The 10,425-nt window shown below is 66.5% G+C and carries 13 protein-coding genes; 9 read left to right on the forward strand and 4 right to left on the reverse strand.

The genetic code is table 11. The features are described from left to right. The first annotated feature begins 84 nt into the window (after positions 1–84). On the forward strand, positions 85–3,120 hold the full coding sequence (locus KQ307_RS04370) for an alpha-mannosidase (RefSeq protein WP_259727073.1): 3,036 nt from the start codon (positions 85–87) through the stop codon (positions 3,118–3,120). Here KQ307_RS04370 and psbN read toward each other — a convergent pair. Next, positions 3,108–3,248: a photosystem II reaction center protein PsbN gene (psbN, locus tag KQ307_RS04375; RefSeq protein ID WP_259701721.1), complete on the reverse strand. Its 141-nt coding sequence runs from the start codon at positions 3,246–3,248 to the stop codon at positions 3,108–3,110. The genes KQ307_RS04370 and psbN overlap by 13 nt on opposite strands. A gap of 177 nt (positions 3,249–3,425) precedes the next feature. On the opposite strand from psbN, the gene psbH reads away from it, so the two are divergent. The 4 genes from psbH to KQ307_RS04395 are packed head-to-tail and all read left to right on the forward strand — an operon-like array spanning position 3,426 to position 5,043. Beyond that, positions 3,426–3,626 (forward strand): photosystem II reaction center phosphoprotein PsbH, encoded by a 201-nt coding sequence (gene psbH, locus KQ307_RS04380; protein WP_259701720.1) that lies wholly within the window; start codon positions 3,426–3,428, stop codon positions 3,624–3,626. Between the two features lie 46 nt (positions 3,627–3,672). Then, positions 3,673–4,071, forward strand: coding sequence for a TatA/E family twin arginine-targeting protein translocase (locus KQ307_RS14870; protein ID WP_259727074.1), 399 nt, complete (start codon positions 3,673–3,675; stop codon positions 4,069–4,071). A 50-nt stretch (positions 4,072–4,121) separates the two neighbouring features. After that, positions 4,122–4,748 (forward strand): aminoacyl-tRNA hydrolase, encoded by a 627-nt coding sequence (gene pth / locus KQ307_RS04390; protein ID WP_259701718.1) that lies wholly within the window; start codon positions 4,122–4,124, stop codon positions 4,746–4,748. A 37-nt stretch (positions 4,749–4,785) separates the two neighbouring features. Then, entirely contained in the window at positions 4,786–5,043 is a 258-nt protein-coding gene (locus KQ307_RS04395; RefSeq protein ID WP_259727075.1) for a DUF3146 family protein, read from the forward strand. On the opposite strand, the gene KQ307_RS04400 is transcribed toward KQ307_RS04395, so the two are convergent. Genes KQ307_RS04400 through ntcA form a run of 3 tightly spaced genes read right to left on the reverse strand, consistent with a single transcriptional unit; the run spans position 5,040 to position 7,549 of the window. Next, on the reverse strand, positions 5,040–5,504 hold the full coding sequence (locus KQ307_RS04400) for a resolvase (protein WP_259727076.1): 465 nt from the start codon (positions 5,502–5,504) through the stop codon (positions 5,040–5,042). The two genes, KQ307_RS04395 and KQ307_RS04400, sit on opposite strands and share 4 nt — an antisense overlap. Further along, complete coding sequence (locus KQ307_RS04405; protein ID WP_259701715.1) at positions 5,501–6,763, reverse strand: DUF3084 domain-containing protein; 1,263 nt, start codon at positions 6,761–6,763, stop codon at positions 5,501–5,503. The genes KQ307_RS04400 and KQ307_RS04405 overlap by 4 nt, the downstream gene beginning before the upstream one ends. Positions 6,764–6,820: 57 nt before the next feature. Continuing rightward, entirely contained in the window at positions 6,821–7,549 is a 729-nt protein-coding gene (ntcA, locus tag KQ307_RS04410) for a global nitrogen regulator NtcA (protein ID WP_259701714.1), read from the reverse strand. A 234-nt stretch (positions 7,550–7,783) separates the two neighbouring features. On the opposite strand from ntcA, the gene KQ307_RS04415 reads away from it, so the two are divergent. From KQ307_RS04415 to KQ307_RS04430, 4 genes are all read left to right on the forward strand, one after another. Beyond that, positions 7,784–8,326, forward strand: a complete 543-nt coding sequence (locus KQ307_RS04415) for a cob(I)yrinic acid a,c-diamide adenosyltransferase (RefSeq protein WP_259727077.1) — start codon at positions 7,784–7,786, stop codon at positions 8,324–8,326. A 4-nt stretch (positions 8,327–8,330) separates the two neighbouring features. Next, positions 8,331–8,924: a dCTP deaminase gene (gene dcd, locus KQ307_RS04420; protein ID WP_259701712.1), complete on the forward strand. Its 594-nt coding sequence runs from the start codon at positions 8,331–8,333 to the stop codon at positions 8,922–8,924. Positions 8,925–8,973: 49 nt separating this feature from the next. Beyond that, positions 8,974–9,141 (forward strand): hypothetical protein, encoded by a 168-nt coding sequence (locus tag KQ307_RS04425; protein ID WP_259727078.1) that lies wholly within the window; start codon positions 8,974–8,976, stop codon positions 9,139–9,141. A 143-nt stretch (positions 9,142–9,284) separates the two neighbouring features. After that, on the forward strand, positions 9,285–10,301 hold the full coding sequence (locus KQ307_RS04430) for a UvrD-helicase domain-containing protein (RefSeq protein ID WP_259727079.1): 1,017 nt from the start codon (positions 9,285–9,287) through the stop codon (positions 10,299–10,301). The last annotated feature ends 124 nt before the right edge of the window (positions 10,302–10,425 follow it).

The raw sequence follows: 10,425 nt of genomic DNA on the forward strand, positions 1-10,425 counted from the left end.
GACAGGGAGTGACAGGCGCCAGGTGGGCCCTGAGTGACCCTGCGGCAGCGGCATCATCCTATGGGTCCCCCGTGGCCTCCACCCATGCCGCAAGGCCACCAGAGCGTGCATCCCCCCTCGATTGAAACGTTTCGATCACGTTCGAGGCTGGATCTGCTGCCGCTGTGGCGGCGGCGCGACGCCGACGTGGCCGGTGATCGGGCCCTCGCCGACCCCTGGGGCCGCCTGCATCGACCCGACTGGCATCGCCGGGGACTGCTGATCTGGCCCCGGGGAGGGGTTGAGCTGACGCTGGTGCTTGCGCTGGCCTGCCCACCGTCCTGGCGGCAGGGGGGCCTCTGCCGGGCGCGGCTGGCCTTGCGCTGGTGGGCCATCGAGGTGGTGCTGCGGGTGAACGGGAAGCCGGTGCATCAGGGCGATCTCTACGATTCGTCCTGCCGCTGGCCACTGCCGGAAAGCTGGTGGCAGGGCGAGCCGCTGGAGCTGGAGCTGGAGTTGCGCAGCCCCCTCCATGACGACGGCGCCCTGATCCTGAGCCGCATCGAGCTGGAGCCGCTGGGAGCAGACGACCCCGATGGCCTGCTCACAGCCACGGCCCTGGAGCTGGAGCAGCTGCGCCAGAGCGCCCCGGTTGGACCTGCGCAACCGATGGCGCCCGACGCCGGCTTCCATGTGCTCAGCCACGCCCATCTGGATCTGGCCTGGCTGTGGCCGGTGGCCGACAGCTGGCTGGCTGCCGAGCGCACCTTCCGCTCGGCCCTGGCGCTGATGCAGCGCCATCCCCAGCTCCACTTCGGCCATTCCACGCCGGCGCTCTACGCCTGGCTGGAGCGGCACCGGCCCGCCCTGTTCGGCGAGATCCGGGCGATGATGCGCAGCGGCCGCTGGGAGCCCCTCAACGGGCCGTGGGTCGAAAGCGACTGCGTGCTGATCAGCACCGCGTCCCTGCTGCGCCAGTTCCAGGAGGGACAGGATTACAGCCGCCGCACCTTTCCGGAGTGGAGCCACGCCCTCGCCTGGCTGCCCGACAGCTTCGGCTTCGCGGCCGGACTGCCGAGCCTGGCCGCGGCCACTGGTGTGCGCTGGTTCTGCACCCACAAGCTGGCCTGGAATGCCACCAACCCCTTCCCGCACCGGCTGTTCCGCTGGCGCGGCCGCTGTGGCGCCGAGTTGCTGACCCTGATGACAGGCCCGATCGGCAGTGACGGCGATCCGGTGGCCATGGAGCGGCATCGGCTGGAGTGGGAGCTGGCCACCGGACTGGCCACGGTTCTGTGGCTGCCCGGGGTGGGGGACCACGGTGGCGGTCCCACCGCCGAAATGCTGGCGCAGCTGGAGCTCTGGCAGGACCAGCCGACAACGGCGCCCCAGCAGCACGGCAGCCTGCGGGCCCACCTGGCCCAGCTGGAGGAGCATCGCGACCAGCTGCCGGTCTGGCGCGACGAGCTCTACCTGGAATTGCACCGCGGCTGCGCCACCAGCCGGCCGGATCAGAAACGCCACAACCGCAGCCTCGAGCGGCTGCTGCGGGAGGCGGACCTGGCAACGGGGCTGCTCTGGGCGGATTCCGAGCCCAGTCCCGAGCCCAGTCCCGAGCCCAGCTCCGACCCAACAGGCAACCAGGGCGGCAACCAGGACGGCCGCGTCGACTGGCGGCCGTTGCTGTTTCAGCAGTTCCACGACATCCTGCCGGGCACCTCGATCGCCGATGTGTTCGAGCAGGCCGAGCCGGAATGGCGCCGCGCCAGGCGCCAGGCACGGCGCCAGCGCGACCGCGCCCTGCAGGCCTGGTTGCCGGGCGGCAGCGGGACGGGATCAGAAGAGCAAAGCAACAACTGGTGGCTGATCGGGCTCCAGCCGCTGCCGGCGGCCCCCCTCACCGTGCGCCTGCCAGCCGGTCCGTGGTGGCAGGGGCCCCAGCGACTGCCCGAGCAGCAGGCACCGGGGGGAGGGCAGTGGGTCCAGCTGGCCGGCAGCCCGGGAGCGGCGGCGCTGGCCCTCCGCCGTCGCCGCAGCCCGGTCAACCCCCTGCCCCCCCTGGCGATCGATGGACCGGTCCAGCTGAAGCGGCGCGATGCGGAGAACGGCGCGGGGTGGCTGCTCGGCAATGGCCGGATCCTGGCCCAGCTGGGGCCGACCGGACTCGAGCAGCTCCAGGGCGCCGATGGCCTGCCGCAGCTTTCCGCCCCCCTGGCCTGGTGCCGCTGGGGCGATCGCGGCGAGTTCTGGGATGCCTGGGACCTGGCCGGCGACCACCGCGATCACCCGCTGCCGCTGAGCTGGGAACCAGGCCCCGAGCTGGCCGAACAGGGGCCGCTCTGCTCTCGTCTGGTCTGGCGGGGGCAGGCCGGGGCCAGCCGGCTGCGACTGGACATCCAGCTGCGCGCCGGCAGCCCCTGGCTGGAGCTGACCCTGAGCGTGGACTGGCGCCAGCGCCATGAACTGCTGCGGCTGGAGTTGCCGCTCGGCCAAAGAGCCCGGCGCTGGGCGGCGGACACCGCCGGGGGCGTGCTGGAGCGGCCTGCTGAGGTTTGCACCGCGCGGGAGGCGAGCCGCTGGGAAGTGCCGGCGATCAGCTGGGTGGCCAGCCAGGCTGCCTCCAGTGGCCTGGCGGTGCTGCTCGACGGTCCCCAGGGCGTGTCGGCCGAGCCGGATCGGCTGGGGGTGTCCCTGCTGCGCGGACCGTGCTGGCCCGATCCAGGCGCGGATGGCGGCCTGCAACGCCTGCGGCTCGCCCTTCTCCCCTGCGCGGGGGGTTGGCGGCAGGCGGCGGTTGCCGCCGAGGCCGTGCGGTTCCGCGAGCCCCTCTGGCGGCGGCCGGGCGGCGGCGGCCAGGAATCCTGGTTGCCGATTCTGGACCTGGGCGACTCTGATCTTCGACTGATCAGCCTGCGACCTGATCCGGAAGCGGGGGTGCTGCAGCTCACGGTGCAGAACCTTTCGCCCTGCCGCCGGCAGCTGAGGCTCAGCCAGCCCTGGCAGCTGCTGGAGCGCCTGGCGACGGCGACGGATCAGGGCCCTGATGGCGAGCTGGGCCGCCTCGGGCCCTGGCAGCTGGCCAGCTGGCGGATCCGGCGTCAATCGGCCCGGCGTGACTCGGCCCGGCCTCAGTCGTCGTGATCGTCGAATGGATCGGTGAGCCCCTTCGATGGCGGCCCGAAGGCCAGATACACGCCAAAACCGGTCAGGGCGAACAGCACCAGCAGAACGGTGATCGAGATCGAGAGCGCAGGGGAGGTGTCGGTCACGGGCGGGTGCGGCGGGCAGGGAGGGGGACGGAGGGCTGGATGGTCGGGCCGGATCAGGTTTCAACAGGAATGGTCGCGACCGGTTCCTGTTGCAACTCTCGACCGGGGCGGCCCGGTGCAGCATCGAGACCTTTACAGTAGTGATTCCGATCCCCGTTCCAGAGAGGTTCAGCCGCCATGGCCCAACGCACCCGCCTGGGAGACCTGCTTCGTCCCCTGAATTCCGAGTACGGCAAGGTCGTGCCCGGCTGGGGAACAACACCCGTGATGGGAGTGATCATGCTGCTGTTCCTTGTGTTCCTGCTGGTGATCCTGCAGCTGTACAACAAGTCGTTGCTGCTTGATGGCATCACTGTGAACTGGAACGGCCTCGGCTGATTCACCGTCAAGCTGATTCACCGCCAACCTGGCGATCGCACTGCCCATGAATGTCTTCGGGATCGGTCTGCCGGAAATGGCGGTGATTGCCGCCATCGCCCTGCTTGTGTTCGGCCCGAAGCGGTTGCCGGAGCTGGGCCGCACCCTGGGCCGCACCCTGAAGGGCTTTCAGTCCGCTTCCCGGGAGTTTGAGCAGGAGTTTCGCCAGGCCATCGATACCGAAACGGTCAGGGTCACCACGACGGAGCGGGAGCTGGTGGAGCGAGAGCAGCCCGTGATCAACGACCTGCCGGTCCAGAACGACCTGCCGATCCAGGCGGCCACTGGCGCCCCGGTTCTGGCCGTTGAAGCGGCTTCCAAAGCCACACCAGAGGAGGCGGCTCCGCCCGTGTCGAGCGAACCGGAGCAGGCCGCAGATCCGATCGCTTCCACCCCGCCCGGCTGATCGCAGCCGTCCTGGCCGAGGATTCGCTGGTCCCGCTCCGTCGACCCGTCATGACCACCACGCCGCCCCGGGATGGGGATCTCCAGGTGCTGGTCGGGCTTGGCAATCCCGGCAGCGCGTACACCAGCACCCGCCACAACGTGGGCTTCATGGCCCTGGAGCGACTGGCCCGCCGTGAGGGGGTGACCTTTCGCCAGAACGGCAAGCTCAGGGGCCAGCTCGCCGACCTGCGGCAGGGCGAGCGCCGTCTGCGGTTGCTGATGCCCAGCACCTTCATGAACGAAAGCGGTGGCTCGATTCGTGCCACGCTCGACTGGTTCGGCCTGGGACCTGACCAGGTGCTCGTGCTCGTCGACGACATGGATCTACCCCTGGGCCGGCTGCGTTTGCGCCGCGAGGGCAGTGCCGGCGGCCATAACGGCCTGCGCAGCACGATCGAGCAACTCGGCACCCAGCGGTTCGCCCGGCTGCGGATCGGCATCGGCGCTCCGGCCACGGAGCCCGGCCTGCGCAAGGAACGCACCGTGTCCCATGTGCTCGGCCGCTTCAGCCCTGCCGAGCAGTCGGTGCTTGATGCCGTGCTCGACGAGGTGCTCGACGGGGTGGCCCTGATCCAGGCGCTTGGCTACGAGCGGGCCGGCAACCGGATCAACGCTTTTCAGGCCGCCCCTGCCTGAACGGCACCCTGCCCAGCCTGCCCCGTACGTTGTCGCCGTGAGTCGCCTGCCCGCCACCACCGCCCAGCTGCGGGTCCTGCACCAGAGCTTCAGCCAGAAGCTGCTCGAAGGCGAGGTGGTCGCCGGCGGATTTCAGTGGACCTTCCGCTGGGCCTTCGATCGCGGCGAGCTGAGCGTGGAGCCCTCGCTCGGCCGCGCCCTGATCCAGGACGCGCTGCTGCGCTTTCTGCTCAAGGCCGACTACCAGCTGGAACCCGGCAGCGACTATGCCTTCACCGTGCGGGCCAAGTTTTAGGGGGATGGGGCGACGCCTGGGCCAGGGGAGGGGCGATCGAGGCAACAGTCGAGGCGATAGCCGAGTGTTCGCTCCAGCAACACCTGGGCAACGACATCATCCCAGGGTCGCGGTGGCTGCCGGAGCCCGAGGGGAAGCAGCCGTTGCCAGCCCCGGGCTGGATGGAGCTGCCAGTAGCGCGGCCGGGCGGCCAGGGTGCTGCCCCGCTCATCGACCAACAGCACCGGGCAGAGCGGTTGCAGCCGCTGCAGCCAGGCCTGGCTGCCCGTGCCGTTGCCGAGCACAAGAGCAGACACCTGGCGGCGGCGAATCCAGCTGCTCAGCTGCTGCAGCGTTTCATCCGGACTGAGCACCAGGGCCGCTTCGATCCGGTGGCGGCTGGCATCGGTGCGCACGAGACCGCACTTGCTGCGGCCGGGATCAAGGCCGGCCAGGGGCCCCTCGGCTGGCAGCTCGCTCATGGCCGCCGAGGTTGCACGGAAGCAGCTGTTCCAGCGGCGGTGCCCCCGACCCGACGGAGTTCGAGGAAGATCGGATCAGGGGTGTCTGAATTCCGCACCGCCACGGCTTCGAGCCTGACGCTCTGCCCGCCGGGGCGCTCGCTGAGCTCGCGGCCCAGCCGGTTGAACAGATTCACATCGAACTGAACCCCATCGGCCACCGACCCCTGCCGCTGGGCCCTGGCGAAGGAGGCGGTGAGCAGGAGGTTGAGGCGATTGCGCACCTGGATGGCGGAGAGCTCGTCGCCCTCCAGGGACGTGGTGGCCATCACATCCCCCTGACGGATCACCGTGCGGTTCTGCCGCAGGTCGGGGAAGCCCAGCACCTGGCGCTCCCCCCGCAGCACATTGGCGGCCGAGAGGATGCTCACGACCCAGGAGCCGCCTTTGCCGAGCAACCCCTCCAGCTTGACGATGTCGGCGCGGGGGACCAGCAGGATCTGGCTGTCGGCGGGCTGGCCGGGCAGCACCCGCTCAAAAGCCTTGAGGTTGGCCTGGCGCAGCAGGGCCTCGATCACCGGCCTGGCCTCGGCAGGCCGTTTCAGCGCCACCTTGGCGGTGGCGAGGGCCTGGCCGCTGGTGATCACCACATCCCCCTGGCGCAGGGCGATCAGCTTGGTTTCCAGCCCCTTGAGCTCGGCTTCACCAGCCTTGATCTGCTGCCTGACCCGGGCCAGCTCCGCTTCGGTGCTGCGGATGTCGCGATCGCGGCCCCTGATCTCCGCCGTGAGCCGATCCCGCTGGCTGAGCAGGGCCTGACGCTGGGCCTGAAGCGGTTGCAGCTCCCGCCGCAGCTGCGTGGCCTGCACCTCCACCGAGGCCAGCTGCTGCCGGGCCTGGGCGCGACCCTGCTCGGCCCGCACGACGCCCTGCTGCGCCTGGCGCTGGGCCGTGGCGCTGCGCAGGCGAGCGCTTTCGCTGGCCCCGAGCGCTGCGGTGCTGCGATCCAGGGCCGTGCGCCCTTCCCGCAGCTTCAGCTGCAAGGCATCGAGCTCGAACAGGCCCACCCGGAGGCGTTCACTGACCGCGAGCATCAATCCCAGCGAAATGGCGCTGATCAGGCTGCCGGTGAGCACGGTGATCAGCACGGCCGTGTTGCGCGGCCTGAGGTTGAACAGGCTGAGCCGGGCCTTGCCGATGCGGCTGCCCAGCCGATCCCCCAGGGTGGCGAGCACACCACCCAGCACCAGAAGGGCAAGGATCAGCAGCCAGCCGGACACGGCCCAGTGCAGGGGAATCCAGTATCGACGGCGGACCTCCGCCCAGCCAGGGGGAGATCAGCTGAAGCGCTTGGCCAGGGCCACCGGATCGAACACGGTGATCTTCTTGCGGTCCACCTGGACCAGCCCGGCCTGGCGCAGGTCACCGAGCAGCCTGGTGATGGTGACCCGGGTCGAGCCGATCGCTTCGGCGATCGACTGGTGGGAGAGCCGCAGGTCGATGGTGATGCCATCGGTGCCCGGCACGCCGAAATCACGGCAGAGCACCAGCAGAAAGCTCACCAGCCGCGAGGACATGTCGCGATGGGTGAGGGTTTCGATCATGGTTTCGGTCTGGAGGATGCGGGAGGAGAGCCCCTGCAACAGGAGCAGACCGACGCTGGCGTCCTGCTCGATCGCCCGCCGCACCGAGGTGGCCGGTGCCGCCACCATCTCGACACGGGTGAAGGCCACCGCGTGATAGAAGCGATCGGAGCGTTGGCCGGTGAGCAGGGAGAGCACGCCGAACAGGCTGTTCTCCCGCAGCAGGGCCACGGTGATCTCCTCGCCCGATTCATACACCCTGGAAAGCCGGACGGCACCACGGCGGAGCAGGTAGACCCGCTCGGCCGGATCACCCGGGAAGAAGATCGTTTTTCCCCGCTCCACCGTTTCGAGCGTGCTGCCGTTGAGGCCACGCATCACCTCAAGCAGGGTGGCCGGCCCATTGGCGGGGGGGGGCAGTCCGCCGGAGCTGGGGGGAGGGGTGGTGCTGGTGCGGCTGAATCCGCGCATAGCGCCGACCATGACGGCGGAACAAGTGGCTGGAAGCTACGGAGCGCCCCGGGTGCTCCCTGTATCCGATGACACTAACCACCCGCTTCCGGCCTGTCAGGGCCTGGCTGGGCGCAGCGGCGAAGCGGCGGGCATGAGCTGGACAGCCGCTGGCTGGTACATCTGTTTGCACTAGGGGTGGTGGCAAGCAGCTTGTTTCGGCGGACGGCGCCGCTACATTCAGCATCGCGGTTCTGAAGGGTGTTGATGACGGCCAGCCTGATCAAGCCTTGCGTCGAGGTGCGCCCGCTCCGCTCCGTTCCTGGCCTGGCCCAGACGGAGGGCCTGTTGCAGGTGCACACAGCCCCGTTCCGCGGCAGCTTCGACGGGGTGTTCAGCCAGGCCCTGCGGACCGCGGGGCTCGGCAGCCGGGTGCTGATCAGTCAGTTCCTCAAGGGCGGTGTCGACCAGGGGCCGGAGCACAGCCTCTGGCTCTGCGGCCGGCTGCAGTGGATGCGTCCGGCGGTGCCCGCCTGCCTGACCGAACCAGCCGACGATGAGGTGGAACGGGCTGCGGTCGAGCAGGTCTGGGCCTTCAGCCGCCGGCAGTTGCTCACCGGCGAACTCAGCCTGCTGGTGCTCGATGAGCTGGGCCTGGCGATCGGCCTCGGCTACCTGGAAGCGGCGGAGGTGGAGGCCAGCCTGCGCCAACGCCCGCCCAACCTCGATGTGATCCTCACGGGCCCCTCGATTCCCGAGGGGCTGCTGGCGATGGCGGATCAGGTCACCCAGCTCCGCCGCAACTGCTGACCCCATGCTCAAGTGCGACCGCTGGATCAACGAACAGGCCGCGAGCGGCATGCTCGAACCGTTCCAGGCCACGCTGGTGCGCCACCTCGATGCCGAGAACCGCACGGCGCCGGTGCTGAGCTATGGCTGCTCCTCCTACGGCTACGACCTGCGGCTCTCGCCGAAGGAATTCCTGATCTTCCGGCACGTGCCGGGCACGGTGATGAACCCGAAGCGGTTCAACCCGGCGAACCTGGAGCCGGCACCGCTGCACCACGACGACGACGGCGACTACTTCATCCTGCCCGCCCATTCCTACGGCCTGGGGGTGGCGCTGGAGCTGCTGCGGGTGCCGGCCAACATCACCGTGATCTGCCTGGGCAAGAGCACCTATGCGCGCCTCGGCATCATCGTGAACACCACCCCGGCTGAAGCCAGCTGGGAAGGCCATCTCACGCTGGAGTTCAGCAACTCCTCCGGCGCTGATTGCCGCATCTACGCCAGCGAAGGCATCTGCCAGCTGCTGTTCTTCGAAGGCGAACCCTGCCAGACCACCTACAGCGACCGTGCCGGCAAATACCAGCACCAGCCGGAGCGGGTGACGTTGGCGAAGGTTTGATCTGGATGGAGGGAAGTGGAGAGTTGTGGAGCAGGCTGATGGGGCGTGAGTGTTCCTTCTGTTTAAGGGCTTAGAAGCTGAGAGGGGTGGCCGAATTCCATGGCTTGAAAGTGTGGTTGAAGAAGCCTTTCCTTTAGAAGAGGCCAGCCGGCTTTGTATCATTCTGAAAAGTGGTTATCTGACCCGCGAACCACAATGGCTCATCTCAGCAGACTGACCAAAACCCCTCCAGCACAAGGCGTGCGCGATACTTGTGAAGGCGTTGTTCCTGTTGATTGCAGAAGGAGACCGTCTATGGGGTGTAGTTTGCGGAACTGTCCAAGAACAAGTTAGATTTATCCACGATAACCGGAGTAGCCAATGCCTTGGGACGACAACCTTGACCGCGAATCTCCAAGCTTTTTGCTGGCAAGCTCAGATGCACACGTCATAAGGTCACTTGCAGGTCCAGGGTCTGGGAAAAGCTTTGCAATCAAAAGAAGAATCGCTCGATTGATGGAAACGGGGGTTCCTCCCGAAGAAATCCTGGCAATTACCTTCACCCGGACTTCCGCTGCGGACTTAAGAAATGAAATTGCAACCATAGAGAGTGCTGGAGCCGAAAAGGTTGTAGCCAGGACGCTTCATAGCCATGCAATGCAAATGTTGCTTCGCCAAGAAGCCCAGGAATTGCTTGATCGCCGGCCTCGCATCATCATCGAACATGAGCTGTCGCCGGCTTTTCGAGACATTCAGATACCAGATGGCCATGACGTGAGAAAGAAGAAAGAATTGGTCGCATCCTTTGTTTCTGGCTGGGCGACTCTTCAGTCAGATCAGCCAGGATATGCAAGAGATCTGGATGAACAAGAATTTGAAGATGCCTTAGTCAGCTGGCTGAAGGAGCATGGAGCATTACTCGTAGGCGAGGTTATTCCACTCGCATTGCGCTATCTTAGAAACAACCCTGCTTCTCCAGAAATTGGAAAGTATCAAGCAATACTCGTAGACGAATACCAAGACCTCAACAAATCTGAGCAGGAGTTTATAAGACTCTTTCGCGGAGGCTCTGATATCGTTATCGTAGGAGACGATGATCAATCGATCTATAGCTTTAAATTCGCTCATCCCGAGGGAATTCGTTCGATCGACGTGACTTTTGGTGATTTCACAGACGTAACCTTTGACACTATAAGAAGATGTCCCAAGAAGGTCACTGAAATGGCTTCAGCTCTCATTTCCAAAAATCCTAATAGATCTCTTGGATCTCTCCAGGCATACGCGCAGAATCAAGATGGGATTGTACAAATTGTTCAGTGGGGTGATGATCGCAAGGAAATCGACGGTCTCGCAGAAATTATACAGAGAGAAATTGCATCTGGTCTCTTGATTAGGTAGCAAGATCCGCCGCCTGCTGCCTGTCGCCTAGACTGATACACATGTACCAGCTCTGATTGCCATGGCTATGAATCGGATCCAGTTCCAGTCGGGTCTGTCTCTGCCCAAGTTTATCGAGCTCTAC

The organism is Synechococcus sp. CS-1326 (assembly GCF_025128115.1).
Lineage (GTDB): Bacteria > Cyanobacteriota > Cyanobacteriia > PCC-6307 > Cyanobiaceae > Regnicoccus.

What these genes read in the sequence shown, in the direction of transcription:
- KQ307_RS04370 (WP_259727073.1), top strand. Translation starts at nt 85, where the DNA reads ATGCCGCAAGGCCACCAGAGCGTGCATCCCCCCTCGATTGAAACGTTT.
- psbH (WP_259701720.1), top strand. Translation starts at nt 3,426, where the DNA reads ATGGCCCAACGCACCCGCCTGGGAGACCTGCTTCGTCCCCTGAATTCC.
- KQ307_RS14870 (WP_259727074.1), top strand. Translation starts at nt 3,673, where the DNA reads ATGAATGTCTTCGGGATCGGTCTGCCGGAAATGGCGGTGATTGCCGCC.
- pth (WP_259701718.1), top strand. Translation starts at nt 4,122, where the DNA reads ATGACCACCACGCCGCCCCGGGATGGGGATCTCCAGGTGCTGGTCGGG.
- KQ307_RS04400 (WP_259727076.1), bottom strand. Translation starts at nt 5,504, where the DNA reads ATGAGCGAGCTGCCAGCCGAGGGGCCCCTGGCCGGCCTTGATCCCGGC.
- ntcA (WP_259701714.1), bottom strand. Translation starts at nt 7,549, where the DNA reads ATGGTCGGCGCTATGCGCGGATTCAGCCGCACCAGCACCACCCCTCCC.
- KQ307_RS04415 (WP_259727077.1), top strand. Translation starts at nt 7,784, where the DNA reads ATGACGGCCAGCCTGATCAAGCCTTGCGTCGAGGTGCGCCCGCTCCGC.
- dcd (WP_259701712.1), top strand. Translation starts at nt 8,331, where the DNA reads ATGCTCAAGTGCGACCGCTGGATCAACGAACAGGCCGCGAGCGGCATG.
- KQ307_RS04430 (WP_259727079.1), top strand. Translation starts at nt 9,285, where the DNA reads ATGCCTTGGGACGACAACCTTGACCGCGAATCTCCAAGCTTTTTGCTG.